The 25173-nt window shown below is 68.8% G+C and carries 25 protein-coding genes and 3 pseudogenes; 17 read left to right on the forward strand and 11 right to left on the reverse strand.

Features of this window, described 5'->3' with window-relative positions:
• Positions 1-645 precede the first annotated feature (645 nt).
• Together DKT68_RS13620 and DKT68_RS13625 are read left to right on the forward strand one after the other, a co-directional pair.
• Complete coding sequence (locus DKT68_RS13620) at positions 646-1110, forward strand: ATP-binding protein (protein ID WP_109817777.1); 465 nt, start codon at positions 646-648, stop codon at positions 1108-1110.
• A 2-nt stretch (positions 1111-1112) separates the two neighbouring features.
• Positions 1113-1454, forward strand: a complete 342-nt coding sequence (locus DKT68_RS13625) for an STAS domain-containing protein (RefSeq protein ID WP_109817778.1) — start codon at positions 1113-1115, stop codon at positions 1452-1454.
• A 68-nt stretch (positions 1455-1522) separates the two neighbouring features.
• Here the strand turns inward: DKT68_RS13625 and DKT68_RS13630 are convergent, their stop codons facing one another.
• The 3 genes from DKT68_RS13630 to DKT68_RS32675 all read right to left on the reverse strand — a co-directional run bounded on the left by DKT68_RS13630 (position 1523) and on the right by DKT68_RS32675 (position 4607).
• Positions 1523-2716 carry a PP2C family protein-serine/threonine phosphatase gene (locus tag DKT68_RS13630; RefSeq protein WP_109817828.1) on the reverse strand — a complete coding sequence of 398 codons (1194 nt, stop codon included), beginning with the start codon at positions 2714-2716 and terminating at the stop codon, positions 1523-1525.
• Positions 2717-3007: 291 nt separating this feature from the next.
• Positions 3008-4231, reverse strand: a complete 1224-nt coding sequence (locus DKT68_RS13635; protein WP_161556659.1) for a low temperature requirement protein A — start codon at positions 4229-4231, stop codon at positions 3008-3010.
• A 241-nt stretch (positions 4232-4472) separates the two neighbouring features.
• Positions 4473-4607 carry a DUF4383 domain-containing protein gene (locus DKT68_RS32675; RefSeq protein WP_407940739.1) on the reverse strand — a complete coding sequence of 45 codons (135 nt, stop codon included), beginning with the start codon at positions 4605-4607 and terminating at the stop codon, positions 4473-4475.
• A 172-nt stretch (positions 4608-4779) separates the two neighbouring features.
• Between DKT68_RS32675 and DKT68_RS32390 the strand changes: the two genes are divergently transcribed.
• From DKT68_RS32390 to DKT68_RS31455, 5 genes and pseudogenes are all read left to right on the forward strand, one after another.
• Positions 4780-4914: a hypothetical protein gene (locus DKT68_RS32390; protein ID WP_269089852.1), complete on the forward strand. Its 135-nt coding sequence runs from the start codon at positions 4780-4782 to the stop codon at positions 4912-4914.
• A gap of 326 nt (positions 4915-5240) precedes the next feature.
• Positions 5241-5450, forward strand: a complete 210-nt coding sequence (locus DKT68_RS13645; RefSeq protein WP_236646873.1) for a hypothetical protein — start codon at positions 5241-5243, stop codon at positions 5448-5450.
• A gap of 653 nt (positions 5451-6103) precedes the next feature.
• Positions 6104-7009, forward strand: a complete 906-nt coding sequence (locus DKT68_RS31445; RefSeq protein WP_201749019.1) for a helicase domain-containing protein — start codon at positions 6104-6106, stop codon at positions 7007-7009.
• 195 nt (positions 7010-7204) lie between these two features.
• Positions 7205-8122, forward strand: a complete 918-nt coding sequence (locus DKT68_RS31450) for a 3'-5' exonuclease (RefSeq protein ID WP_201749020.1) — start codon at positions 7205-7207, stop codon at positions 8120-8122.
• A 509-nt stretch (positions 8123-8631) separates the two neighbouring features.
• Positions 8632-8817, forward strand: a pseudogene (locus DKT68_RS31455) (hypothetical protein); the annotation flags it as partial.
• Positions 8818-8836: 19 nt separating this feature from the next.
• Here the strand turns inward: DKT68_RS31455 and DKT68_RS13660 are convergent.
• Positions 8837-9616: an alpha/beta fold hydrolase gene (locus DKT68_RS13660; protein ID WP_109817780.1), complete on the reverse strand. Its 780-nt coding sequence runs from the start codon at positions 9614-9616 to the stop codon at positions 8837-8839.
• A 3-nt stretch (positions 9617-9619) separates the two neighbouring features.
• On the reverse strand, positions 9620-10558 hold the full coding sequence (locus tag DKT68_RS13665) for a sigma-70 family RNA polymerase sigma factor (RefSeq protein ID WP_109817781.1): 939 nt from the start codon (positions 10556-10558) through the stop codon (positions 9620-9622).
• Positions 10559-11023: 465 nt separating this feature from the next.
• Between DKT68_RS13665 and DKT68_RS13675 the strand changes: the two genes are divergently transcribed.
• The 3 genes from DKT68_RS13675 to DKT68_RS13685 all read left to right on the forward strand — a co-directional run bounded on the left by DKT68_RS13675 (position 11024) and on the right by DKT68_RS13685 (position 13813).
• Positions 11024-11521: a phosphatase PAP2 family protein gene (locus tag DKT68_RS13675; RefSeq protein ID WP_161556660.1), complete on the forward strand. Its 498-nt coding sequence runs from the start codon at positions 11024-11026 to the stop codon at positions 11519-11521.
• 346 nt (positions 11522-11867) lie between these two features.
• Positions 11868-13367, forward strand: coding sequence for a SulP family inorganic anion transporter (locus tag DKT68_RS13680; RefSeq protein WP_109817783.1), 1500 nt, complete (start codon positions 11868-11870; stop codon positions 13365-13367).
• Positions 13367-13813, forward strand: a complete 447-nt coding sequence (locus DKT68_RS13685; RefSeq protein WP_109817784.1) for a MerR family transcriptional regulator — start codon at positions 13367-13369, stop codon at positions 13811-13813. The genes DKT68_RS13680 and DKT68_RS13685 overlap by 1 nt, the downstream gene beginning before the upstream one ends.
• A gap of 147 nt (positions 13814-13960) precedes the next feature.
• Here the strand turns inward: DKT68_RS13685 and DKT68_RS13690 are convergent, their stop codons facing one another.
• Complete coding sequence (locus DKT68_RS13690; RefSeq protein WP_109817785.1) at positions 13961-15409, reverse strand: glucose-6-phosphate dehydrogenase; 1449 nt, start codon at positions 15407-15409, stop codon at positions 13961-13963.
• 255 nt (positions 15410-15664) lie between these two features.
• On the opposite strand from DKT68_RS13690, the pseudogene pgi reads away from it, so the two are divergent.
• From pgi to DKT68_RS32395, 3 genes and pseudogenes are all read left to right on the forward strand, one after another.
• Positions 15665-17259, forward strand: a pseudogene (pgi, locus tag DKT68_RS13695) (glucose-6-phosphate isomerase).
• 122 nt (positions 17260-17381) lie between these two features.
• On the forward strand, positions 17382-17714 hold the full coding sequence (locus DKT68_RS13700) for a hypothetical protein (RefSeq protein WP_236646874.1): 333 nt from the start codon (positions 17382-17384) through the stop codon (positions 17712-17714).
• Positions 17711-17884 (forward strand): annotated as a pseudogene (locus DKT68_RS32395) (MerR family DNA-binding transcriptional regulator); the annotation flags it as partial. The gene DKT68_RS13700 and the pseudogene DKT68_RS32395, both read left to right, overlap by 4 nt.
• A 39-nt stretch (positions 17885-17923) precedes the next feature.
• Here the strand turns inward: DKT68_RS32395 and DKT68_RS13710 are convergent.
• The 4 genes from DKT68_RS13710 to DKT68_RS13725 form a co-directional block, all read right to left on the reverse strand.
• Entirely contained in the window at positions 17924-19171 is a 1248-nt protein-coding gene (locus tag DKT68_RS13710; protein WP_109817787.1) for an MFS transporter, read from the reverse strand.
• Positions 19171-20586, reverse strand: a complete 1416-nt coding sequence (locus DKT68_RS13715; protein WP_109817788.1) for an FAD-dependent oxidoreductase — start codon at positions 20584-20586, stop codon at positions 19171-19173. The genes DKT68_RS13710 and DKT68_RS13715 overlap by 1 nt, the downstream gene beginning before the upstream one ends.
• A 77-nt stretch (positions 20587-20663) precedes the next feature.
• Entirely contained in the window at positions 20664-21161 is a 498-nt protein-coding gene (locus DKT68_RS13720; RefSeq protein ID WP_109817789.1) for a GNAT family N-acetyltransferase, read from the reverse strand.
• Entirely contained in the window at positions 21161-21511 is a 351-nt protein-coding gene (locus tag DKT68_RS13725; RefSeq protein WP_109817790.1) for an ArsR/SmtB family transcription factor, read from the reverse strand. The genes DKT68_RS13720 and DKT68_RS13725 overlap by 1 nt, the downstream gene beginning before the upstream one ends.
• Before the next feature lie 263 nt (positions 21512-21774).
• Between DKT68_RS13725 and DKT68_RS13730 the strand changes: the two genes are divergently transcribed.
• Positions 21775-22152, forward strand: coding sequence for an ArsR/SmtB family transcription factor (locus tag DKT68_RS13730; RefSeq protein ID WP_109817791.1), 378 nt, complete (start codon positions 21775-21777; stop codon positions 22150-22152).
• On the opposite strand, the gene DKT68_RS13735 is transcribed toward DKT68_RS13730, so the two are convergent.
• The gene (locus DKT68_RS13735; protein ID WP_109817792.1) at positions 22124-23233 is read right to left on the reverse strand and encodes a flavin-containing monooxygenase; all 1110 of its coding nucleotides are present in this window, start codon (positions 23231-23233) and stop codon (positions 22124-22126) included. The two genes, DKT68_RS13730 and DKT68_RS13735, sit on opposite strands and share 29 nt — an antisense overlap.
• A gap of 62 nt (positions 23234-23295) precedes the next feature.
• Between DKT68_RS13735 and DKT68_RS13740 the strand changes: the two genes are divergently transcribed.
• From DKT68_RS13740 to DKT68_RS13750, 3 genes are all read left to right on the forward strand, one after another.
• Positions 23296-23625 carry an ArsR/SmtB family transcription factor gene (locus DKT68_RS13740; RefSeq protein WP_109817830.1) on the forward strand — a complete coding sequence of 110 codons (330 nt, stop codon included), beginning with the start codon at positions 23296-23298 and terminating at the stop codon, positions 23623-23625.
• A gap of 186 nt (positions 23626-23811) precedes the next feature.
• A complete protein-coding gene (locus tag DKT68_RS13745) occupies positions 23812-24513 on the forward strand; it encodes an arsenate reductase/protein-tyrosine-phosphatase family protein (protein ID WP_109817793.1) in 702 nt (233 codons plus the stop codon).
• Between the two features lie 228 nt (positions 24514-24741).
• The gene (locus DKT68_RS13750) at positions 24742-25149 is read left to right on the forward strand and encodes an arsenate reductase ArsC (protein WP_109817794.1); all 408 of its coding nucleotides are present in this window, start codon (positions 24742-24744) and stop codon (positions 25147-25149) included.
• Positions 25150-25173 lie beyond the last annotated feature (24 nt).

Below are 25173 nucleotides of genomic sequence, written 5' to 3' on the forward strand. Positions count from 1 at the left end.
GTCACCAGGCTCGGAAGGGGGTAGGGCTGGTCGGTGGATGACCGCCCTGAGCCGGCGGTCTAGGCGCTTCGTTTTTCTGCGGCGAGTTCACCGGTGGGGGGACTAGCTGCTTGGCGCACTCCTCGGCGGCATCGAGGTGACGGAGAGCAGCCAGGCTGTTGACCTTCTCCTGGAGCGCCTCCCAGGCCTCGTAGTCGCCCAGATCTCGTCGCATGCGGCCACTGCTTCGTCGTAGCGGGCCCCCGTCACGACGGAGTTCAATCAACACCTCCGCCGCAGCGGGTGACCACGCATACCGCAGTAGCGGGACGGCAATGTCGGTGTCGCCCCTGGCAGCCGCGTTGCAGGTAGCGGGTACGGCATGGTCTTCATCGTCGAGGTTCGCCAACGCGACAGAACCAGAGCCAGCAGCATGGGACGCGGCGACGCGACTGACCGGAACCATGTTGGCGGCAGCGCGGTGAGCCGACTGGCCCCAATGCGGACCCCTCGGCTCTGGCAGCCCGCTACTCCTGCTCTTTGCACCTCTTGGCATCCCGGCCGGCGGCCCGGATGCTGTGCGGGACCGACGGTCCGAGGCACCACCATCGGACGCCGGCGGTCGTGCCCGGGCGCGGAGAGTCGGGGGGCGTGTAGCGTCCGATCATGAGCGGCGGCGGGAGGGAAGACGTGGGTGCCGGGTGGGCCACCTATCGTGGCGCTGACGAAGTGGCGTTGTTGTCGGAAGAGATCACCGCTGCGGGGGTGACCGAGCTGCGTCACGCGGTAGCCGACGCGGCCCGTTCGGCGGGTCTGGTGGGCCACGGGCTGGAGGACTTCGTGTTGGCGGTGCACGAGTTGGTCACCAATGTGGTGCGCCACGGCGGGGGCAGCGGCGAGGTGCGTCTGTGGCAGCACCACGACCTGCTGACCTGCCAGGTCAGCGACAATGGGCCCGGGTTGGGTGAGGTTGACGTCGCCCTGCCGTCGCCGGGGGAGGTCGGCCACCGGGGACTGTGGCTGGCGCAGCAGCTCACCGAAAGACTGATGATCGACAATTCTGGTCAGGGAACGACCGCCTCGGTGACGGCGCGGCTGCCCGCCCGATCGACCGTGAACGAGGGACGGTGACAGTGTCCACGGAGAAGACTTGGCAATGGCATGTCAGCGCCGGTGCCGATGGCCGTGTGGTGGTGCTTTCCGGTGAGATCGACATGTCGGGCGCCGACCGGCTCGACGATCTGCTGCACGAGATGATCGCCCAGGCCGGGACAGTGGAGGTGGACCTACTGGGGTTGACCTTCATCGACTCCACGGTGCTCAGCACCCTCGTTGGCGCGTACCATCATGCGGCTGACCGGGGAGTGGATCTCACCCTGGTCAACGCCGCTGGGCAGGTTCGCCGGGTCCTCGACATGACCGGCATCATGCAGATGTTCGGCCGGGTGGTAGATCCGCCACCCGCCGCGATCTGAGCGCGCGAGGCTTTGGTTTCGTCGCGAGGGCTGGCGGGCAACCGTCGCGACGCTGCGACCATGGGCGGTCAGCATCGGCCAGTCCTGGGCTCAAGGAAGCGGACCATGAGTACGGTGGCGTCGTCCTGGAGCCGGTCGTCCTGGTAGGCGAGGATCGCGTGGACGAGACGCCGGGTGGTCTCTGGTAGCGGAAGTCCGTCGGCGAGGGCCCGGACGGTGAAGTCGACCAGCCGCTCGGTGCCGAACTGTTCCCCGTCGGCCGACCGGGCCTCGACGATGCCGTCGGTGTAGAAGAGCACGTCGTCGCCGGGTTCGAGGGCCTCCTCGACCACCAACGGAGGACGCCGGTCACCCAGGGCCACCGGCAGGGCGGTGGGAGTGGGCAGGACGGTGACAACCCTGCCGTGGCGGAGCACCAACCCGCCCGGGTGTCCGGCAGAGATGACCCGCAGCCGGCCGGTGCGTTGGTCGAGTTCGGCCAACACCCCGGTGATCAGTCCGCGCCGGTCGTGGTCACGCACCGCGTTGTCGATGTGGTGGTACGTCTCGATCAGGTCGAACCCGCCCCGGCGGGCGTTGCGGTACGCGGCCAGGGCCAGGCTGGCGAGCATCACGGCGCGCATCCCGCCACCGGAGCCGTGCCCGACGGCGTCGAACAGGGCGAGGTGGGCGGTGTCACCGTTGACTGCGAAGTCGAAGGCGTCGCCACCCACGTCGTAGCAGGGCTCCAGAATCCCACTGATGATCAAGTTGCCCGTAGAGAAGGTGAGCGGTGGGAGCTGGGCGCGCAGCATCTCGGCGGGCAGGCGCATCGGGGCCCGACGGCGGACCTGCTCAATCGTGTCGCTGTAGTGCGACCGCGTGATTACCAACTCAGCGAGCAGGGAAGCGACCGCCTCGAACGCCGCCACCGCGGAGTCGGGCACGGCAGCCGCGGCGACCACCTCCGCGACGCCCATGCGCTCCAGACCGTTGAGCAGCGGCAACCACAGCCGCGCACCGTCGTCCACGGGCCCGCCGAAGGGACGCAGCATGCTGAACGCCCGGCCGGCCAGGGTTCCCTCGATGGCCAGCGATTCCCGGCGCGCTGCGTCCGGACCGGGCAGGGGAAGCAACTGACGCTGCTCGTGGTCGACCAGGTAGAGGACCATGTCGTCGGCGCCGAGCTGCCGGGCGGCCCACCGTGCCATCCCCGGCAGGTCCTCCGGCAGGGCGTGGTGTGACTGCCGCAGCAGACCCTTCAATACGGTTCCCCCGCCCATGCCCACCACCTCCGCAGCCCAGCCCTCCGCCCGACCGGTCAGAGTACGCGGGTGCTCCACCCATCCGGCACCAGTGCCAATGGCAATGGTGCCGAGGGCAGGCCGAAGCCCACGGTGGTGGGGGTCGATCAGCGCGATCTGCTCGGGTACCGCCGAGGTACGTAGCTGCGGCCCGAGGAGGTTCTCCCTCCCGTGGCTGAACTGTCACCCGGCTGCGCCATGCCCGACGCTACGTCGGCCGGAAGTATCGGCACCGCCGTTTCGGTGGATCGGCGCGGAGGGCGTTCCCGCTCAGGCAGGAGGTGACGGTGTCTCCGGTGGGCGCACGGCGGAGTGGCGGGAGTCAGCCACGGCGACACCGATCAGAACCGCAGCGGCGGCGATGGAGGCGACCAGCGTGTTGGTGAACGCGAGCGGGAACATGGCCAGGGCCAGGGTGACGATCGCGACGACGCGGCGGCGCGACAGCCGGTCGAACACGACCCGCTCCAGGCGAATCCGACCGTAGAGGAACAGCGCCGGGCCGCCCAGGATCAACACAATCCACACCGGGTAGGGCCGGTCGAGGGCATGTTGCTGCACGATCTCGTAGCCGATCGCCGTGGCGACGATGCCGAGCACCATCACGATGTGCGCCGCGCCAGCGACCCGACCGAACATGCTCCGGTTGGCCACGGCGTCCACCGCCGCACCGAGCATCTCCCCCGAGCGATGAAAGTAGACCCGCCAGAGCAGTACCGTCGTGACATACGCGGTGACCAGCCCGACGGTCGTCTCAGTCGTGACCGGCGCGTTGGTGTAGGCGATGCCGACCGCCAAGACGGTCTCACCGAGGGCGATCAGGAGTAGCTGCTGATACCGCTCCGGAAGGTGCCGGCCGCGCTCGACCGCCCACGCGCTCACGAGGAGCCGCGGCATCCCGCGCACGGGCCAGCCGAGCCGGGCACCGATAAGATCGACAGTGATCGCTGCCGCCCACAACGCCAGCCGCCGCTCATCCTTCACCAGCGCACCGCCGATCCACAGGACCGCCGAACCGGCGAACCAAATCGCCGACCGGGTGTATATGGCCCGGACGGGTCCACCGGCTGGCAGCGCGCGGATGAGCAGCAAGGGTCGGCCGACCTGGAGAAGCACGTACGGCAACACGAAGGCCATACCGCGCCCGAAGAACGCGTACGGCAGCGACGTCGACATGATCATCATGCCGAAAGCGCTGGCGAGCACCATCAGCTGGATCTTCCGTTGCCGAGGGTCGAAGCGACTGGTGATATGGCCGGTCGTCGTCCAGAGCCAGAGCAACGGCAGCGCCAACACCACGGTCGCGAACAGCGACGGCCAGCGGGTTGCCACGTCTTCGCTGGTCAACGACGGCACGATCCGGGTGACCACCCCGTTGAGCGCGAACACCAGCACCAGATCGAAGAACAACTCGAGATAGTTGGCCTGACCGGCACTCTCCCTGCCACCCGGCACCTCGCGTCCCCGAGCGTTGTCCACCCGCCCATGCTCCACCCGACCACATCCCCCCGTCGCCGTTCCGCCGAGCCTCAGCCCCTTTGTTAATTGTTGATCAAGGCGTGTTGACGGCGTGTCGATCTTGTTGGCGACCGGGGTTCGGGCGTGGCGATAGCCCGGAGCGTTGGCCGGATTCCTCCTGGGCGTTCGCCTGGTCGGGGTGACTGCCTCAGGGCTTGCCAGTCCTGATCAAACAGGAGGCCGCAGGCCGCGCACGCCGGCCAGCGGCGAGGTCGAGCTATTCCAACTCGCACGATGTGACCGAGCTTGACGGAAAGCGTTCGAGTCCGGCGACGCCGACGGCGAGGTGGACGAGGTTGTGGAGAATCGAGACCTGGAAGAGATTGAGCAGCTTCGCCTGGACTCGTGGCAGGCGAACTGCATGGCGTCGTAGTTGCTGGTGACGCCGGGATGAATCCGAGCCCGCCGACCAGAACGAAGATCGCGGCGACCACCTGGGCGACCATGCGGACGCGGCGCTTCTCGGTGGCCGTCAGGCGGAGCACCGCCTGGAGATTGCCGCCGTGCGAGAAAACGGAGCCAGGATGGTCGCCTTGACAGGCGCCGACGCGGGCAGCGTCTTCGGCCAACTGGAGGTCGTGATGAGTCGCTGGCGCGATATCGAGCGCCGCCTCACCGAGCCGTCGCCCTTCATCTATGCAGCTACCCGAACCACATGAGGCAGATCCCGCTGACCTGACTGTGCGGCGAGTTTCGCTAGATCCAAACAAGGACACGCCGGACCGACCGAAGCACAGCCTGAACAGGACTTACGTCCGCTCTGCTGATCTTCAGCAAGCGAGCACAGCAACGCGCGTGTGCGACCGCCAACACGGAGAACAGAATAGGAACCCGCAGGCCATTTGCTTGCGAAACAGATAGAGCACCGTCTTAGAATGCGTATCACATCGCTGTCAGTGTGTTGAAGGTGCGGCGTTGTTGGCGGGTGGCGGGTCTGCCTCGGGTAAGACGGCGGAGCATGCCGCCGAGGGCGGCCCATCGGATCATGGATGCTGAGGTGCTGGGGTGGTCTCGTAGTCGCGGGCCAGGCGGCGGTGGGCGCGGCTTCTTCCTACGGGCCGAGTCGTTCTACAACGTGGCCACCGAAATCGACCGCCTCGGCGACGGCTACGGCGGCACCAGCCTGCACGAACGATCCCACGGCGAATCGTTCCTCGACCTGGCCACCCACCGCTTCAAGTCCCAAGGCCTGTAGCTACTCGACGAACCCGAAGCCGCCCTGTCCGTACACGGCTGCCTGGCGCTACTCACCCGCGTCCACGACCTCACGACGCATCTGCACCACCTGTTCAGGACGACGCTTCCGTCCCGCCTCCCGATCGTGCTCGCAACCCGGTGAGCGCCCACCGGTCGACTGCCGTCCAGGCTAGCCGGCACCACTGTCACCGCCGGCACGACTGCGACGCGCCGGGCACCGGCCGGTCGCCAAACTGAACCACAACCCTACCCGCACGGAAGAGTTTGCGCGGGGTGGTGGTTCCAGCGGTCACGGAGGACGCCGCCGGAGCGAGCACGTCAACAGCCACCTCCCGCAGCGGGTGTTCGCCTTCGACGAGTCCGACCCCTGGCGATCCGCCCACAAGCCGGATCCGAGGTGGGCGCCCCTGCGGGACTCGGGGCCGGCCGGCATCTGTACTCGCACGTTAGGGTAGAGGTGGAGATGGCGTCCGACCGTCGGTCCACGTGCAGGAATCGAACCGGAGACAGCGTGACAGATGTGCAGACTCGAGACGAACAGCTGGAGCGTCAGCATCTGGCCGAGACGGTGCGTCTGCTGACAGCGGCGCTGGAGCGTCTGACCACCACCATCGACAGCTCCGCCAGCGCCATCCAGGCGCACAGGAGCACATGTGGACGCACTGGCGCGACATGGACGGCGTCGAGAAGGCGAACGTCCGCGTCGAGGTGAACACGTCGGTCACCTTGGCCGAGCACGCGGTCACGGTGCGGAAACGCATCCAGCGGCTGTTGACGTTCCCCTACTTCGGGCGCGTTGACTTTCACGCGAGCGGCGACACGGAGGCCAGGGCCCACTACATCGGTGTGCACAATTTCTCCGACCCGCAGACCCAGGAGATCGTGGTGCACGACTGGCGTGCCCCCGTCTCCAGCCTCTACTACGACTTCGAGTCGGGCGAGGCGTTCTTCCAGGCCCCCCAGGGGATCGCCCACGGCGAGATCACCGGCAAGCGCCAGTACAAGATCCAGGACGGGCGCCTGGAATACATGTTCGAGAGCGCGCTGAACATCGGTGACGACGTCCTGCAGCGGGAGCTGAGCCAGTCCGCCGACGACAAGATGAAGAACATCGTGGCGACGATCCAGCGGGAACAGAACGCGGTGATTCGCAACGAGACAGCGCAGGTGCTGATCCTGCAAGGTGTGGCGGGCTCGGGGAAAACGTCGATCGCCCTGCACCGGGTGGCCTTCCTGCTCTACCGCTTCAAGGACACCCTCTCCTCCGACAACATCATGATCCTCTCCCCGAACAAGGTCTTCGGCGACTACATCGCCAACGTGCTGCCCGAGTTAGGTGAAGAGCAGATCGCCGAGATCGACTTCACCACCATCGCCGGCAGGTTCCTCGCCAAGATCACCGACTACGAGACGTTCAGCGAACAGGTGGTCAACCTGCTCGACCGGGTCGACGACGCGGCAGCCGAGCGCATGCGCTACAAGGCGACGCCGGAGTTCGTCACCCTGCTCGACGCATGGATCAGCGCGCGGGCGGACGAGGAATTCACGCCCGCCTAGATTATCCAGAAGAACAATCAGCTCTCCGCCGGGTGGGTCGCGGCGACCTTCGGGCAGTCACCGACACTTCCGATCTTCACCCGGCTGGACCTGCTGGCCGACACCGCCGTCCACCTGCTCAAGCAGCAGGCTTCGGACAGAGGCCGCACGTGGACGGCCGCCGACACCACCGCTGTGCGCCGGCAGGTCCGCGCCATGTTCCCCCACAAGGACGCGCTCGCCGTGTACAAGGCCTTCTACTCGCACCCGGCCCGCCGCGGCTTGTTCAAGCCGCTGGGTCGGAAGAAGGTCGAGTACGCCGACGTCTTCCCGCTGATCTACACCATGATCAGGACATCTCGCCAGGAGAGCTACGGACGCATCCGCCATCTGCTGATCGACGAGATGCAGGACTACACGCCCATCCAGTACGCCGTGGTGCGCGAGCTGTTCTCCTGCAGGATGACGATCCTGGGAGATGCCAACCAGTCGGTCAACCCGTTCAGCTCCTCGTCACCGTCGACGATCCGCAGCATCTTCCCCGAGGCCGACTGCCTGGAGTTGCGCAAGAGCTACCGTTCCACGACCGAAATCACGGATTTCGCCCAGCACATCTCCCGCAACGACAAGATCGTCCCGGTCGAGCGCCACGGACGTCCACCGCAGGTCATCGCGTGCGCAGACCAGAAGGGTCAACAGGCCCAGATCCTGGCCCTCATCGAGCAGCACAGAAACAGCGAACACCAGTCTCTCGGCATCATCTGCAAGACCATCGCCCAGGCGACGACGCTCTACCAGGCCCTGGCGGAGGCCGGCGTCGAGCTGACGCTCCTCGACTACGACAGCGCAGAGTTCGCCGGCGGCATCGTCATCACCTCGGCGCACCTCTCCAAGGGACTGGAATTCGACACGGTGATCGTCCCGCAGGTCGACGACACGAACTACGCCAACGAAATGGACAGGTGCATGCTTTACATCGCCTGCACCAGGGCCATGCACGAACTCCACCTGACCCACGACGGGCCCGTCTCACGCTTCCTGACGTTCGCCGGCCAACCCCGGGGCGATCTCGGAGTTGGCCACGGCGAAGCCGGGGAGATCCGCGATCACGCGACGGTCGCGCGGGTCGGCTGACCCGACGGCGACGTCAGCAGCAGGCGGCGTCGACACTGCCCCCTGCAAGCACCACCACCTGATATGGATACTCGTACGTTAGGGTAGGGTTCAGGCCGGCGCCGCGACGCCTCGGGGCGACGGGTTTTCGTCCTACCCTCCCGCCTCCCCGGGGCGAAGCCGCCCGCCCGAGCGACGCGGGGCCACCGGGGGCACGCCGGCAGCACTTGACCCGGTTAAGGAGCACCCCCGGACCGGGGGGATCATCGTCACCGGTGAGCGCCGCGGGACCGCGTGGACGTGCGGAGAGGACCGGGGCCCGCCGCCGGGAACCGGGCGAACCAGCTCCCGGCTCCGGCATGTCCATCCTGCCGCCCACGGCGGCAGACACTCCGATTCCGACCCGCACCGCGGGTGGCCTACACCGGCCCACCACCCGGCGAGGCCCCGCGTCAACAGCTCTGAGGCCCATGACTACCACCCTGCCCTCGACCAGCGCACCGACGCCTACTGGCGGCTTCCACGGCTGTTGGGTCGTGGAACGCACCCTGGCCTGGCTCACCGCCCACCGCCGCCTCGCCCGCGACTACGAAACCCATGCCGCCACGTCAGAAGCCATGGTCCGCTGGGCCGCCATCGGCGGCATGCTGCACCGCCTCACCCGAGGTGGGCCCGCGACCCGTCAACAACGCCGCACCTTCAACACACCCGGCTAACGCAGATGTAAACGCCTTCTTAGATCTGCAAACTGCCGGACGCTTTCGAAGTGGTGTGGTGGGCACGTGCAATCGGCATGTACGTAGGGACGGCGTCCGTGGTCAGGAACGTCAGGACCATGGTGCGCACCGTCTCGGCGTGTTCCAGCAGCAGCAGATGGCTGGCGTTCGGCAGCACGGCCAGCTCGGCAGTCGGTAGCGTCCGGTAGAGCGCCACCGTGTGATCGAGCGTGACCAGGTCGTCGTCGCCGGCTAGGACGAGGGTCCGGGCCGTAACGGCGTGCAGGTCGTCCGGGTCTGGGCTCGGCTCGGTCGCGACGGCATGGACGATTTTGTCGATGACAACCGGAAAGTGGTCACGGCCGTCTGGCGACACCTCGGCGTAGGCGTCAACGATTTCGGTGGGCATCGCACCACCCGCCTGTGGCTTGAAGATCAGTCCGTCAAGGTCGTAGGCGGTGCTGATTAGGACGAGGCGCTCGACCAGGTCAGTGCGGCGCATCGCTACCCGCAGCGCTACTGTGCCGCCAGCGCTGTATCCCACCAACCGGGCTGGACCGCCGACCGTTCTTTCCAGGAACGCGATTGTGTCCTGTGCCATCAGCTCGATGGTGAGCGGGCCGGGCGCATCCGGTGTGCGGCCATGGCCGCGCCGGTCGGGCAGGTAAGTCTTGAACGTGTCGGCAAGCCCGTCGAGGTTGCCGGTGAAGCAGCGGCTGTCGGTCATCCCGCCGTGTAGCAGCACTACTGGGTCACCCGCGCCGCGCTCGTCATGCCACATGTCAACGATGTCGTTCATGCACTACATACGCGACGACGGCTCCAAACTCATCGGCAGGCCGAACACCGGGAACAGGGACGGTTCGAGGTACGTCGTCACGCCCGCGATCAGTCCGTCGCGACAATCCAGGATGACCAGGCCCAACGCCTCCCCGTCGCGATACTGAGCAACCGTTGGTGACCCGTTGGCCGCAGAACGGACCAGCCGGTCATCGCCACACACACCGGCCGCGCCCAGCAGGGCAGCACGGATCGCGGCGCGTCCCTCGAGCCACCACGCGAACGGCGGCATCGACATCGTCGCGTCCTCGCGGAGCAGCGCCACCAGGCCGTCGACGTCGGAAGTGGTGAACGCCTGGACGTACCGCTTGAGTAGATTCTCGTCGATCTCGCCGCTCCCGCCGGGTGGGCGCCGCGTGGATATGGTGGCCCGCGCGCGTTGCAGAGCGCTGTTAATCGCAGACGGGCTGCTGTCGAGCAGTCCGGCTACCTCTTCTGCCGACCAGCAGAGCACCTCACGCAGAATGAGCACCGCCCGCTGGCGTGGCGGCAGGTACTGCAGGGCAGCGACGAACGCCAGCCGGATCGTCTCGCGCTGCACGGCCAGCTCGGCCGGGTCGCTGTCGATGGACAGCACAAGCCGGTCAGGAATTGGTTGTACGAAGGTGGCGGCGCCCAACGGCGCACCGAGGTTCCCCCCGGCGGGCGAGGCCGGGCCGAGGTCCATCGCGAGCGCGCGCCGCTGGACGCTACGGGTCATGTCGAGGCAGACGTTGGTAGCGATCCGGTGCAACCAGGTGCGCAGACCAGCTTTACGCTCGTCGAATCGGTCGGCGTTTTTCCAAGCGCGGTACAGGGTCTCCTGGACGGCGTCCTCGGCCTCGGCGGCGCAGCCGAGCATGCGGTAGCAGAAGCCGGTCAATTCGACCCGGTACGCTTCCGAACGATCCTCGAACACCACAGGTCCACGCTAATTACCGCTTCCGGAACCCCTTGACGCGGGGCCGCCAACGGCATTGCCACTGGTTACGGCGCGTGCGCGGCAAGGACGGCAAGGTCGTCCTCGTTCCGCTGCGAACTGCGGTCGCCCGAGTGTCCTGTACGCCGCCACCGCCGGCTCAAGCACCTCGTCCACTCGGCGCGGATCTCAATGCAGAGGATGCGCACCCCACATGCTGTGCCACCGGTATGCACCACGTACAAGATGGCGTCGATGACGGCCCCGCAGGCGTGCTTCTCTGGCCTGCCCATCCAGTGCGTTAACGACAGCATTGGCTCGATGATCTCCCACCCGGCGTCGGTCAGGTCAGACGGATACCGCCGCACTCGATCCACGCCTGTCTACCGACCCAGTCACCCTCACCGACCAAACCCACTGTGCGACACACCCGGCCAACCCACAAACCAAACGCGCTCTAAGTCGATCGTGGTGCTGCTCGGGCTACTGTTCCTCGCGTGCATGTGGCGCCACCGCACCCGCCCCTGGCCGCAACGCGCCCTGCTCGTCACGACGCCGGTCGCGGTGTGTCTCGCCTACGCCGTCAGTGAGATGATGAAAGCACTGGTGGCCGCCGAGCGCCCCTGCCGGGTCGTCACCGACGTGATCATCCTCGCCGAGCGATGCCCGGAGCCGGGTGACTGGTCTTTTCCCAGCAATCACGCCACGATGGCCGCCGCCCTGGCGACGGCGATCGTCCTGCTCGTCCCGAGGATGACTGTCGTGGCGGTACCGCTGGCAGCGCTTGCGGCCCTGTCCAGGGTCGTCGTGGGGGTGCACTACCCACAACGACGTCCTGGGCGGGACGGCGCTCGGCGTCGCGATCACTGCAGCCGTAGCGGCAGGAGCGGCCTCACCCATGTCCCGCCTGGCGGTACATGTACGCCAACGGCTGCGCTGACCCAGTTATCGTCCGATCCTCCCTGATAGCCGCCTGAACGGCTGTCGTGTCGCAAATCGGACTCGGGACCCCGGCGCGATCCGGGCACCACGCCTGCGACACACCCAACAGGCGCTCACGCCCGGCATTCCCGGTGACACCTCGGTGATGATCATCACGAAGAGCCGAACTCTACCCTCACCGGAAGGTAGGTTCTACGCAGGTCGTCGAGCTGCGGCTACTGGCCCCTCGAGGTCTTCTCCCGGGCGACGATGCCCGGAACGGTCCAGAAACGTCCGACCGGTACTGATGTGAAGGTCAAGCGCCGTACCCCTTGGCGGGCACGGCAGCGCGTGTGCGCTCGGCGCGTACACCCCGAACGGAAACGGCTACATGTCTTCTGTGCTGTCCGCGGTCACCCGGCCGCGTCTGTCCCGCCCGTCCTGGCTGTCGCCGAAGGTGTTCCGCACCGAGGTGCTCGCCGGCCTGGTGGTCGCCCTGGCGCTGATCCCCGAGGCGATCAGCTTCTCGATCCTCGCGGGGGTCGACCCCCGTGTCGGTCTGTTCGCCTCCTTCACCATGGCCGTGGTCATCTCGATCTGCGGCGGCCGGCCGGCGATGATCAGTGCCGCGACCGGCGCGATCGCGCTGATCGTCGCACCGCTGGCGAAGGAACACGGCCTCGGCTACCTGATCGCGGCGGTGATCCTCGGCGGCGCGATCCAGGTCCTGCTCGCCGTGCTCGGGGTGGCGAGGCTGATGCGGTTCATCCCGCGCAGCGTCATGGTCGGCTTCGTCAACGCCCTGGCCATCCTGATCTTCGCCGCCCAGGTCCCCTACCTGCTCGGCGTGCCATGGCTGGTCTACCCCCTGGTCGCGCTCGCGTTGGCGATCATGGTCGGGCTGCCCCGGCTCACCAAGGCCGTACCCGCGCCGCTGGTCGCCATCGTCGTGCTGACCGTGATCACCGTCGCCGCCCACGTGCTGGTGCCGACCGTCGGTGACCAGGGCGCCCTCCCCGACAGCCTGCCTGTGTTCGGTCTGCCCGACGTGCCGTACACCCTCGACACCCTGACCCTGATCGCCCCCTACGCCCTCGGCGTGGCGCTGGTCGGGCTGATGGAGTCGCTGATGACCGCCAAGCTGGTCGACGACATCACCGACACCCGCTCCAACAAGACCCGCGAGTCCTGGGGGCAGGGCGTGGCCAACATCGTCACCGGGTTCTTCGGGGGCATGGGCGGCTGCGCGATGATCGGCCAGACGATGATCAACGTCAAGGCGTCCGGGGCTCGGACCCGCCTGTCGACGTTCCTGTCCGGCGTGTTCCTGCTCATCCTCGTCGTCGCGCTCGGCGACGTCGTCGCGGTGATCCCGATGGGCGCCCTGGTCGCCGTGATGATCATCGTCGCCGTCGGCACGTTCGACTGGCACTCCGTTGCCCCGGCCACGCTCAAGCGGATGCCGCTCGGCGAGACCCTGGTCATGGTCACCACCGTCGGTGTGGTGCTCGCGACTCACAACCTGGCCATCGGCGTGATCGCCGGCGTCCTCACCGCGATGGTCATCTTCGCCCGGCGGGTCGCCCACCTGGTGGAGGTCACCAGCGTGCTGGACCCCGACGGCGGAACCCGCATCTACTCCGTGCACGGTGAGCTGTTCTTCGCCTCCAGCAACGACCTGGTCTTCCAGTTCGACTACGCCAACGACCCGCAGAACGTGGTCATCGACATGACCCACGCCCACGTGTGGGACGCCTCGTCGGTCGCGGCGCTGGACGCGATCACCACCAAGTACGCCGCGCGCGGCAAGACCGTCGAGATCGTCGAGCTGAACAAGCGCAGTGCAGCCATCCACGGGACCCTCGCCGGCAACCTCAGCGGTGGCCACTGATGCCGGAGACGGTGCGAGGCGCCGGGCCGGAGCACAGCTGCGGCCCGGCCGCCGGCCGACTGATGCAGATCGGCGAAGCTGCCGACCGGGTCGGACTGAGCATCCGCACCATCCGCCACTACGAAGATGCCGGGCTGATCGTCCCCTCGGCCCGCAGCGAGGGCGGCTTCCGCCTCTACACCGAACCCGACCTCGACCGCCTCGCCGTGGTCAAGCGGATGAAGCCGCTCGGGTTCACCCTCGACGAGATGCGGGATCTGCTCGGCGTCCTGGACGCCCTGCCCACCGCCGGCGATGAGCACCGGCCGGCGCTGCTCGACCGCCTCGGCATGTTCCACACCGTCGCCACCGCCCGCGTGACCGCGCTGCGCGAGCAACTGGCCACCGCCGAGGGCTTCGCCGACACCCTGCGTGACCGGCTCGACCAGCACACCCCCGACCACTGACTCCACCAGGTCCGCGCCACCAGCGGTCTGTGCAATCGAGGTCCGGACGGCGGCGGGGAGACGCTGCTTCCAGGCCACGGGCCTCGTTCCTCCCGTCAATGCCCGCCTCGCTAACCGAGAACCACCGGGAGCAGCAACACCTCAGACTCAAATCACCCCGCCGGGAGCCGGGGCCAGCAGTGACTCGTTCAGGCCCTGGCTACCGGCCGGGTACTCCTGTAGGGGCACCTTCCCCGCTCGCCACGCGTCGAGCACCGGCTCCACGATGCGCCAGCAGTCCTCAGCGGTGTCGCCCCGCACCGAGAGCGTCGGGTCGCCGTCGAAGGCGCCGCGCAGCACCTCCCCGTACGGCGGCAACTCACCGGGCCCGAAGTCGGCCACCAGGTGCACCTGGTCCAGTTCGAGGGGGTTGCCCGGGCCGTTGATGTTGACGTCGAGGCCGAGCCGGTCCGGGCCGAAGCCGATCCGCAGCCGGTCGGGCTGCTCGTACCCGGTGAGCCCGGTGGGCACCCGGGGCGGTTGCCGGAAGGTGATGACAGCCTCCTTGCGCCGACCGGCGAGCGCCTTCCCCGAGCGCAGCCGGAACGGCACGCCCGCCCACCGCCAGGTGTCCACGGCCAGCACCAACTCCGCCAGGGTCTCGGTCCCCCGGGTCGCGTCGATGCCGGCCTCGTCGGCGTAGCCGAGGAGCCGCCGCCCGTCTACCTCCCCGGCCGTGTACCGGGCCCGCCGGCTCCACCGCACCGGATCGCCGTCCCACAGCCTCGTGGCCCGCAGCACCTGCGCCTTGCGCCCGCGCAGATCCCGGGCGTCGAGGGTGGGTGGCGCGTCCATCGCCATCAGCGCCAGGACCTGCAACAGGTGGCTCTGCACCATGTCCACCAACGCGCCGGCGCTGTCGTAGTAGCCGGCGCGCCCCTCCAGACCCAGTGACTCGTCGAAGACGATGTCCACGCAAGCCACGTGTTCGGAATTGAGCACCGGTTCGAAGATCCGGTTGGCAAAGCGCAGCCCGATGATGTTCACCACGGTGGACTTGCCCAGGAAGTGGTCGATGCGGTGCACCTGCTCCTCCGGCACCAGCCGGGTCAGGATGTCGTTGAGCGACCGCGCCGAGGCGAGATCCGTACCGAATGGCTTCTCCAGCATCAGCCGGGTGCCGGGCGGCAGGCCGATGCGGGCCAGCGCGTCGGCGGCCCGGGCCGTGATCGCCGGCGGAAGCGCGAAGAAGATCACCGTCTGCCCGTGACAGGCGGCCAGCAACCGCCGCAGGTCCTCCTCCGCGGTGACGTCGGCGGGCAGGTACCGGGCAGAGCGCACCACCTCGGTCTCCCGAGGCCCGTCCGCGCCCGCCGTTGCGAAGGAGTCGGCCACCCGGCGACGCCACTGCCCGTCGTCCCAGGCGTGCGTGCCGCTGCCGATCAGCCGCAGGTTGGGCAGCGCACCGCTGGCCACCAGCCGACCCAGCCCGGGCAGCAGCAGGCGCGCCGCCAGGTCACCGCTGGCGCCGAGCAACAGCAACGTGCGGGGTACGGCGCTACCACCGGCGGGACGGTCGGCCGGAGAACCAGCGGTACTCGGGGTGGATGTCGTCATGCCTTCACCATGCCCTGCCGGCCGGGCCGCTACGCGCCCATTACCCGGGCGCACCCTCGCGCGGGCGAGGCAGGGTGCAGTCACGGCGGGATCAATATCCGGAGTTACCGCGTCCGGCTCGCGCGTCGATCTTCCCGATGGCAGGCTGAACCCACCTGCCCCCATCGGCCAGATGCCGACGGATCACCGACGCTGACGAGGGAGACGATCGACCCGATGGCTGCGGATGTCACCAGCACTGCCGAGTAGCAGGCCCTGCACAGGCACGCCGAGGAGATCCGCCGTATCCATCTGCGCGACCTGTTCACCGCCGCCCCGGACCGGGGCCAGCGATTGGCCATCGAAATGGCCGACTACTACGTGGACTACAGCAAGAACCTGATCACCGACACCACGCTGGAACTGCTCACCGCGCTGGCCGACCGGGTCGGGCTCGCCGACCGGATCGCCGCGATGTTCGCCGGGGCCCATCTCAACGCCACCGAGGACCGGGCAGTGCTGCACACCGCGCTGCGGCTGCCCCGAGACGCCTCGCTGACAGTGGACGGCCAGGACGTGGCAGCCGACGTGCACGAGGTGCTGGACCGGATGTCGACGTTCGCGGAGAAGGTCCGTTCGGGGCGGTGGCGCGGGCACACCGGTGAGCGCATCCGTACCGTGGTCAACATCGGCATCGGCGGATCAGACCTCGGTCCGGTGATGGCGTACGAGGCGCTGAAGGCCTACCGCGACGGTGGTGTGACCTGCCGGTTCGTGTCGAACATCGACCCCACCGACATCCACGACACTATTGCCGATCTTGACCCGGCGACCACCCTGTTCGTGATCGTCTCCAAGACCTTCTCCACCCAGGAGACCCTCGCAACGCCCACCAGGCGCGACGGTGGCTGCTGTCCGCGCTCGGCGACGACGAGACGGCGGTCGCCCGGCACTTCGTCGCGGTCAGCACCAGCGAGCAGCGGCTCCGCGACTTCGGCATCGACCCGGAGAACATGTTCGGCTTCTGGGACTGGGTGGGTGGCCGGTACTCCCTGCCCTCAGCGGTGGGCCTGTCGGTGATGCTGTCCATCGGGCCGGACCGCTTTAGCGAGATGCTGGCCGGCTACCACGCCGTCGACGAGCACTTCCGCACCACGCCGCTGAAGCGCAACGTGCCGGTGCTGCTGGGGCTGCTCAACGTCTGGTACACCGACTTCCTCGGCGCGCAGACCCACGCCGTGCTGCCGTACTCCCAGTACCTGCACCGACTGCCGGCGTACCTGCAACAACTCACCATGGAGAGCAACGGCAAGTCGGTCACGGTGGACGGCGTGCCGGTGTCGTACGACACCGGTGAGATCTTCTGGGGTGAGCCGGGCACCAACGGGCAGCACGCCTTCTACCAGCTGATCCACCAGGGCACCCGGCTGGTGCCCGCCGACTTCATCGCCTTCAGCGAACCCAGCCACGACCTCGGCGACATGCATGACCTGTTCATGTCCAACTTCTTCGCCCAGACCGCAGCGCTGGCCTTCGGCCGCACCGCCGAGGAGGTGACGGCAGAGGGCACTCCCGCGCACCTGGTGCCGCACCGGGTTATGGCCGGCAACCACCCCACCACGTCGATCGTCGCCCCCAAGCTGACCCCCGGCACGTTCGGGCAACTGGTGGCCCTCTACGAGCACATCGTCTTGACCGAGGGCGCGATCTGGGGCATCAACCCCTTCGACCAGTGGGGCGTCGAACTGGGAAAGGTGATGGCCAGCCAGCTCGCGCCGCTACTCACCGGAGAGCAACCAGACCTCGGCCGCACCGACTCGTCCACCGCTGAGCTGATCCGCCGGTATCGGGGCCAGCGCGGACGTGCCTGACGCCGGACCGTCGGGGACGTGCTGAACGACGAATAGCCTCTGGTCCTGCGGGCGGTCCGTCAGCGGAGACGACGGTCAAGGGCTTGCATCCTGTACCTGGGTACAGGCTTACCGTCATGGGCATGACCAGCGATGACCAGGCGTGGGTGCCCGAGGCGTGCACCTTGCCGACCGTGGAACGGCCGCTGCGGCTGGCCGAGTTCGATGACCTGTTTGCGACCGCCCTGCGCGATCAGCAGCGGCTGTCGCCGACCGCGCTGCGGTGGCGCCTGGATAAGACAGCCGAGACAACGGCGCGGGAGCTGACCGGCAGGGAGAGCTCGTGCTGTTCGTTCCTCTCGTTCGCGTTCACCGAAGACGGCGACGGGCTTCGCCTCGACGTGCAGGTTCCGGCCGCGCACGTCGAGGTCCTTGACGCGCTCGCGCAGCGGGCCGCCGCCGGGATGGCGGCGTGAGCGGGTTGCGCAGCAGTCAGGCCGCCGGGGCGGCCGGGGTGAATCCGCAGACGCTGCGCTACTACGAGCGCAGGGGCTTGCTGGCGGAGCCGGAGCGCAGTCTGGGCGGGCACCGTCTGTACCCGCAGGAGGCGGTCGTCGTGTTGAAGGTGATCAAGGCGGCGCAGCGACTCGGGTTCACTGATCGCCTCAGGTCTGGGGCTGAAGGGTCATGGCGCAGGGGTTCTCGCTCGGAGGGTCATGCCGATGGCGGCGAGCGCGCAGCAGGTCGCCACGGCGGCGAGCAGCGGCGTGTATCCGTCAGCGGTATGCAGGAGAACGGCGGCTGCCAGGGGTGCGGTGGCTTTGGCGATGGTGACGGGGGCGGCGAGGCGTCCGGCGATGCTGGCGTAGGCGGTGGTGCCGTAACGGTCGGCGAGCAGGGCGGGGGTGGCGAGGCTGGTGATGCCGAAGCCGAGCCCGAAGCCGACGACGGTGATGACAGCGCCGATGCGGGTGTCGGCGAGCAGGGGCATGGTGAGGACGGCGGCGGCCTGGGTGGCGAAGACGGCGGCCACGATCGTGGTGACGCGTAGGTGTCGGCGGGCGGCGGTGAGGACGAGTCGGCCGGTGACCGACAGGATGCCGAGCAGGCCGGTGGCGGTGGCGGCGAAGGTGGCGGGATGGCCGCGGCTGATCAGGTAGCCGACGAGGTGGACGGTCATGGTGCTGGTGGCCGCGCCCTGCGCGATGAACGTTGCGGTCAGGACCCAGAATCGCGCGTCGCACATCGCGGCCTTGACGATCGCACGCCGTTGGGCGTGGGCCGGCGGTGTGGGATCGGCAGGTGTCGGCGCCGCTGATGTGCGGGGTCGGCGGATGGTGAGTGCGTGCAGGGGCACGGTGACCAGGCCGTGGATGCCGGCGAGGACGAGGAGCGCGTCGCGCCAGCCGAGGTGCGCGGCCAGGAGGCCGGTCAGGGGCATGAAGATGGTGCTGGCGAAGCCGGCCACGATGGTGACGGCGAGCAGGGCCGTGGCGCGTCGGTCTGGGGTGAACCAGGCGATGATGACGGCGAAGGCTGGCTCGTAGAGCACCATCGCGCCGGTGACGCCGATGCCGATCATGACGGCGTAGAGCTGGCCGATGGTCTGCACCTGGGACCAGGCCACGAGCAGGGCGGTGGCGGCGATCGACCCGATAGTCATCAGCGCGCGCCCGCCGTGGTGGTCGAGCCACCTGCCGACCGGGATGGCCATGAGGGCGCCCGCGAGGACGGAAACGGTGAGCGCGCCGGTGACGGCGGTGGTGGAGGCGCCGAGGGTGGCGGCCATGGGGCGCAGCAGCACCGGGTAGGCGTAGTAGAGGGTGCCGTAACCGACGGTGGAGGTGACGGCCAGGGCGGCGACGATTCGCCAGCCTTGGGCGTGGTGCCCGCCGACCGTGGGATCGGCGGGCACCGTCGCGGTGATGGGCATCAGCTGCAGCAGCCGCCGGCCTGAGCGCCGGCGGGGGCGACGTCGAGGGTGACCAGGTTCAACGGTGTGGACAACAGCCCGCCGGAGATGCCGGTGGCGAGTCCGCGCGCCGCTGGCTCGGCGGTGGGCGCCGGCCCGCAGCAGCCCTCGCCGGTGACGGTGTCGGCAGGGTTGCTGTTGCAGACGCCGGTCTCGGGCAGGTCGAGTTGGACGTCGCGGGCGGCGGCCCAGTCCCCGGCGAGGGCGGCGACGACGGAGCGGACCTGCTCGTAGCCGGTGGCCATGAGGAACGTCGGCGCCCGGCCGTAGGCCTTCATGCCGACGGCGTAGTAGCCGGTTTCCGGGTGGGAGAGTTCGTTCACGCCGTGCGGGGGCACGGTGCCGCAGGAGTGCTCGTTCGGGTCGATCAGCGGCGCGAGGGCGCGGGTGGCGCCCATGACCGGGTCGAGGTTCAGGCGCAGCTCGGCGGCGATCGAGTGGTCCGGGCGGAAGCCGGTGGCGGCGACGATCCGGTCCACGGTGACCGATTCCTCGCTGCCGTCGGCGTGGCGCACCACCACACTGACCCGGCCGTCTGTCGGGGTGAGGGCGTGCACGGAGAAGCCGGTGAGCAGCCGGATCCGGCCGGCGTCGACGTGCGCGCGCAGCCGTGAGCCCAGGGCACCGCGGGCGGGCAGCGCGTCGGCGTCTCCGCCGCCGTACGTGCGCGAAGGTGAGGCAGTCCGGATCGCCCAGGTCACCTCGGTGCCCGGTGCGGCCTCGGCCAGCTCGGCCAGGGACAGCAGCGTGTTCGCGGCCGAGTGGCCGGCCCCGACGACGAGGGTGTGCCGGCCCGCGAAGCGATCCCGGACCGCGCCGAGAACATCGGGCAACCCGTGCTCCAGGAACGCAGCGACAGTGCTCTCACCGCGAGCGGGCAAACCGGACGCGCCCAGGACGTTCGGGGTGCCCCAGGTGCCGGACGCGTCGATCACCGCACGGGCGAGCAGTTCCTCGCCGTCGGCGAGGCGAATCAGGAACGGAGTGGACTCACGACCGGCGGTACGCAGCCGGTCCAGGCCCAGGCGGCTGATCGCCTCGACCCGAGCGCCGTAGCGCAGGTGCGGCTTGAGCTGCGGCAGCTGCGCGAGGGGCTGGAGGTAGTCGCCGACCAGCTCTGCCCCGGTGGGCAGGGCCTCCAGGTCGGGGGCGACCCAGCCCGCCTCGTCGAGAAGGCGGCGGGCGGCCGGGTCGACGTTGTAGCGCCACGGGGAGAAGACCCGCACGTGGCCCCACTGCCGCACGGCGGCGCCCGGGGTGTCTCCTGCTTCCAGGACGGTGAAGGCGATGCCCCGCTCGTGCAGGTGCGCAGCGGCGGCCAAGCCGACCGGGCCGGCGCCGATGACCACGACGGGCAGCTGGTTCAGGGTGCTCATCGATCAAACTCCTCTGTGTTGATGACTGTCGAATCAAGTGGGTAGACGGGACCCAGCTAATGCGGGGCCGGGTCTGGTCAGGTGACGACGGGACTGCGCCGCTCGAGCAGGACGACGTCGCGCCAGCGGCCGTGATGGCGAGCGACCCGCTCGCGCACGCCGATGACCCGGAAGCCGGCCCGCTGGTGCAGGGTGAGGCTCGCGGCGTTGTCGGGGAAGACTCCGGACTGGATGGTCCAGATGCCAGCGGCTTCGGTGGAGGCGATCAGCGTGTCCAGCAGCAGCCGGGCGACGCCGCGGCCCTGCGCGGCGGGGTCAACGTAGACGGAGTGCTCGACCACGCCGGCGTAGACGGCGCGGGCCGAGGTGGGTGCGACCGCGATCCAACCGAGCACCGTGTCATCCGCGTCGACGGCAACGAAGCGGTGCGCGGGTAGCCTCGCCGCGACGAACACCGGCCAGGTCGGTGCGGTCGTCTCGAAGCTGGCGTTGCCAGCGTCGAGTCCGGCCTGGTAGATGGTCAGGACCCGCTCGGCGTCGTCATTCCGCAGGGGGCGCACGGTGATGTCGGCCATCAGCAGGTTCCGTTCGGACTAGGAGCGGGTCGACCCATGACCACGTCCGCGGCGGAGGGGAAGCAGTCGACGCAGGCGTCGTTGATCCGGTAGTGCCGGGCGGTGCCGACCGGCTCGACGAGGACGAATCGCACTTCGGTGAGGATCTTCAGGTGCTGCGAGACGGTGGACTGCGCCAAGCCGATCGCGGCGACGATCTCCCCCACGCTCATCGCCTGAGCCTGCCGGGCAAGGTACTCGACGATCTGCACCCGAGTCGGGTCAGCCAGTGCCCGGAACCACGACGCGTATGTCTGCGCCGTCGCCCGATCGAGTAGCCCAGCCACCCCCACCACCCCTTCATCGTTCATCGCCGATAGGCGATTAAGCCTACCAACCGCCAGCGGCGATCATCGAACGAAGGCCGCGTGGGCGGCCCGTGCCGCGTCGAAGCGGCGCTGGGCGCGCTGCTCGGCGGTGCTGACCTCGGCACACGAATCGCAAAATCGGACACCCTTCGTGAGTGCCCCCTGTCGGCGCGTCAGCCTCAGCATGATTTCCCCCTTCTGCGCTGTCTTGACGTCTGTCGAAACAGACAGTTGCACATTGATTAGAGGGATGTCAACCTAGAGAAATGTCGAAGCAAGCTGCGCCCCTCACCCTCGCCGACGTGACCGCCGAGGCGTTCTGCTGCCAACCCCTGGCGCAGCACCGCGTGCCGGCCGAGACCGCCGCGGTGCTCGCGCCAGCGTTCAAGGCCCTCGGCGACCCGGTCCGCCTACAGCTGATGTCGATGATCGCCTCCGCCGACAACGGCGAGGCATGCGTTTGCGACCTCACCCCCGCCTTCAACCTCACCGGCCCGACCATCTCGCATCACCTCAAGACCCTGCGCGAGGCCGGTCTCGTCGACGCCGAGCGGCGCGGCACCTGGGTGTACTACCGGGCCCGACCGGCCGTCCTGCGCCAACTCGCCGCGCTGCTCACCGTCGAACCAGTAACCGCTTTATAGGCTGCGGTCGGCGCCGCGACCGGCCGGACACGCCGCCCGCCAAGGCGGCAACGACATGCGCCGCGTCGCGCCCGACGCCGCGCAGGGTGTTCGACGAGAACGACCGCTGGAACTCCAACCCGAGGTAGACCAGTCCTCGATGGGTCGTGGAGACACCTGCGACGTGGCGGGGCATGCCGGCATCCAGGGCTCCGAGCGGGGCGAGGTAGTCGAGGTTCGGGCGGTAGCCGGTAGCAAAGATCACCGCGTCGACCGCCTCGTGCGTACCGTCCGCCCAGATGACGCCGTCGGCGGTGAAGGCGGTTAACATTTCCCGGCGGGCGAGCCGGCCGGAGGTGATCGCGTCGCGGTAGACGCCGGTGTCGAGCACGGCCGCGTGGCGGACGAGTCGGGTGAGCACCGCCCGGGGCAGAAGGTCCGCACCGGTGACGCGGAGCCAATGGTGCAGGTCCCGGCCTCGGATGCGCTGGGGCATGAACTGGATCGGCGCCCGGGTGGCCAGGGTGACCCTCGCGTGTGGCGCGAGCTCGTAGGCGACCTGGACGGCGGAGTTTCCGGCGCCCACGACGAGGACCCGCTTGCCGGTATACGGCTCGGGCCGCCGGTAGTGCGCGACGTGCCGTACCTCGCCCTCATAGGTGTCCCGGCCGGGCAGCGCCGGCAGGTACGGATTGCTGAAGGAGCCACTGGCAGCGACGACGCCCGCAGCGGCGATGTCATCGCCGCTGTCGGTATGGACGAGGTAGCCACCGCCTGGACGCGGATGCACAGCGGTGACGCGGGCGCCGGTGCGGATCTCGGCGTCGATGCTTGCGGAATAGCGGCGGAGATAGGCGACGACCTCGTCGCGAATCGGGTAGCGGTCGGGGTCTCCCCCGTCGAACGTCATGCCCGGCAGCGAGCTGTATCGGGCCGGGGAGAACAGGGTGAGACTCTCGTAGTAGCCGGGCCAGGACCCCACCGGCTCGACGCCTGCCTCCAGGACGACGGGGCGCAGGCCAGCGGAGAGAGCGGCGCGAGCGGCGGAAAGACCGGACTGGCCGCCTCCGACGATGACGACTGGTTCTGAAGAGGTGGTCACTGGACCATCATATCGTCGTTTCGTTGAATGACAATATGATCGTGATGCGAGAAGGTGGGGCCATGGATGAGCCAGAGCCCGCAGCGGTCGCGCCCGGCGCCGCACCAACCGGGCTCGGGCCGGACACGCAGGAGTTCCTCAAGGCGTTGGGCAGCCCCACGCGACAGCGGATCATGATGCTGTTCTCCCAAGGCGCCGAGCTGTCCGTCGGGGAAGTCGCCGAGCGCGCGGGCATCAGTCAAGCGACAGCGTCGCAGCAGCTGACCCTGCTACGCCGGGGGCGGATCGTGACCTCGCGGCGCGAGGGCAAGACCGTGTACTACCGCGCCGACCGCGACGGCGCCGTCGCGGCGCTGGCCGAGCTGCAGTCGTATCTGATGACCTGCTGCTGACAGCAGCCGCACGGCCCAGCCGCGACGTGAACCCCTGCTTCCCGGCCAATCGCCCTCGGCGCGAGCCGCCTGCCCGCTCGGCGCACCTCAGGCCCGAGCGTCAGCCTCGGCCGAGCCTCCGACCAGTCGGGCCGCCGACTCGCCGCCACTTGACAACATTCCGGTAGGTCAGCAATAGTTGAGTCAATGACTACTGAGCTTGCATCGCTGTCGGGGCGCGCCCGGATTCACGCCGCGCTCGGCGATCCGTCGCGCCTGGCGGTCGTCGACGCGCTCACCTTGGGCGACGCCTCTCCTGGCGAGATCGCCCACGACCTTCAGATGCCGACGAATCTGGTCGCCCACCACGTCAAGGTCCTCAGCGAGGCCGGCCTCGTCGTTCGCGGCCGATCCGAGGGAGACCGCCGTCGCACCTACCTGCGGCTGCGGCCCGAGGCATTGACCGCGTTGACGCCAGCGCCGATGGCCGGCGTGGGTCGGGTGGTGTTCGTCTGCACCCGCAACTCGGCCCGCTCGCAGCTCGCCGCCGCCCTCTGGTCGGACCGCACGCACACCTCGGCGGCATCGGCCGGAACGCAGCCGGCAGAGCGGGTTCATCCGCGCGCCGTCGCCGTGGCTCAGCGCCACGGGCTGCTGCTGGACGCGACCGGCACCGCGCACGTCGCGGACATCGTGCGTGACGACGACCTGCTGATCGCCGTCTGCGACAACGCCCACGAGGAACTCACCGACCCGGCCCGGCCCCGGCTGCACTGGTCGGTCCCCGACCCGGTCCGCGTCGACACCGACGACGCCTTCGAGGCCGCGTTCACCGACCTCGCCGCCCGCATCGACCGCGTCGCCCCCATCGTCACCGCCGCCATGAACTCTGGCGAGCGCTACGACTGACACCAGCCCTACCCACGCGGTGACCGAGCGCGATCCAGCGACCGACCGCACCGCATGAGCACCGAGCCGCAGCACAGTGGGGCATCGGGAACTGATGAATCCATCGCGTCCCGTCGGCCGCTACGACCTGCTCGACCGCAACAGCGACCCCGCCCGCACCCTGCCCGCGATACCTGACCGGGCGCCGGTCAACCGGCTCCGCAACCTACCCTGCAAGAAAGGCTCCTGATGTCCGACAAGCCCAGCGTCCTGTTCGTCTGCGTCCACAACGCCGGCCGCTCCCAAATGGCCGCCGGCTGGCTGCGCCACCTCGCCGGCGACACCGTCGAAGTCCGCTCCGCCGGCTCCGCCCCCGCCGACACCGTCAACCCCGCCGCCGTCGAGGCGATGCGCGAGGTCGGCATCGACATCACCGGCCAGACGCCGAAACTCCTCGAGTACGCCACGGCCGAGTCATCGGACGTCATCGTCACCATGGGTTGTGGTGACGCCTGCCCCGTCTTCCCGGGCAAGCGCTACGAGGACTGGAAGCTCGAAGACCCCGCCGGCAAGGGCGTCGAATCCGTGCGCCCGATCCGCGACGAGATCCGTACCCGGGTGGAAAAGCTCCTCGGCGAGCTGCGCACCGCCGCCTGACCCTGTCAACCACCCCCCGCTCGC

It is taken from the genome of Micromonospora acroterricola, assembly GCF_003172955.1.
Taxonomy (GTDB): Bacteria; Actinomycetota; Actinomycetes; order Mycobacteriales; family Micromonosporaceae; genus Micromonospora; species Micromonospora acroterricola.

Bases quoted from the DNA above. Each gene is read 5' to 3' on its own strand.
- DKT68_RS13620 (WP_109817777.1), top strand. From the start codon at position 646: ATGAGCGGCGGCGGGAGGGAAGACGTGGGTGCCGGGTGGGCCACCTAT.
- DKT68_RS13630 (WP_109817828.1), bottom strand. From the start codon at position 2,716: ATGGGCGGGGGAACCGTATTGAAGGGTCTGCTGCGGCAGTCACACCAC.
- DKT68_RS32390 (WP_269089852.1), top strand. From the start codon at position 4,780: ATGGTCGCCTTGACAGGCGCCGACGCGGGCAGCGTCTTCGGCCAACTG.
- DKT68_RS13645 (WP_236646873.1), top strand. From the start codon at position 5,241: ATGGATGCTGAGGTGCTGGGGTGGTCTCGTAGTCGCGGGCCAGGCGGC.
- DKT68_RS31445 (WP_201749019.1), top strand. From the start codon at position 6,104: ATGTGGACGCACTGGCGCGACATGGACGGCGTCGAGAAGGCGAACGTC.
- DKT68_RS31450 (WP_201749020.1), top strand. From the start codon at position 7,205: ATGTTCCCCCACAAGGACGCGCTCGCCGTGTACAAGGCCTTCTACTCG.
- DKT68_RS13660 (WP_109817780.1), bottom strand. From the start codon at position 9,616: ATGAACGACATCGTTGACATGTGGCATGACGAGCGCGGCGCGGGTGAC.
- DKT68_RS13680 (WP_109817783.1), top strand. From the start codon at position 11,868: ATGTCTTCTGTGCTGTCCGCGGTCACCCGGCCGCGTCTGTCCCGCCCG.
- DKT68_RS13685 (WP_109817784.1), top strand. From the start codon at position 13,367: ATGCCGGAGACGGTGCGAGGCGCCGGGCCGGAGCACAGCTGCGGCCCG.
- DKT68_RS13690 (WP_109817785.1), bottom strand. From the start codon at position 15,409: ATGACGACATCCACCCCGAGTACCGCTGGTTCTCCGGCCGACCGTCCC.
- DKT68_RS13700 (WP_236646874.1), top strand. From the start codon at position 17,382: ATGACCAGCGATGACCAGGCGTGGGTGCCCGAGGCGTGCACCTTGCCG.
- DKT68_RS13710 (WP_109817787.1), bottom strand. From the start codon at position 19,171: ATGCCCATCACCGCGACGGTGCCCGCCGATCCCACGGTCGGCGGGCAC.
- DKT68_RS13715 (WP_109817788.1), bottom strand. From the start codon at position 20,586: ATGAGCACCCTGAACCAGCTGCCCGTCGTGGTCATCGGCGCCGGCCCG.
- DKT68_RS13720 (WP_109817789.1), bottom strand. From the start codon at position 21,161: ATGGCCGACATCACCGTGCGCCCCCTGCGGAATGACGACGCCGAGCGG.
- DKT68_RS13725 (WP_109817790.1), bottom strand. From the start codon at position 21,511: ATGAACGATGAAGGGGTGGTGGGGGTGGCTGGGCTACTCGATCGGGCG.
- DKT68_RS13730 (WP_109817791.1), top strand. From the start codon at position 21,775: ATGTCGAAGCAAGCTGCGCCCCTCACCCTCGCCGACGTGACCGCCGAG.
- DKT68_RS13740 (WP_109817830.1), top strand. From the start codon at position 23,296: ATGGATGAGCCAGAGCCCGCAGCGGTCGCGCCCGGCGCCGCACCAACC.
- DKT68_RS13745 (WP_109817793.1), top strand. From the start codon at position 23,812: ATGACTACTGAGCTTGCATCGCTGTCGGGGCGCGCCCGGATTCACGCC.
- DKT68_RS13750 (WP_109817794.1), top strand. From the start codon at position 24,742: ATGTCCGACAAGCCCAGCGTCCTGTTCGTCTGCGTCCACAACGCCGGC.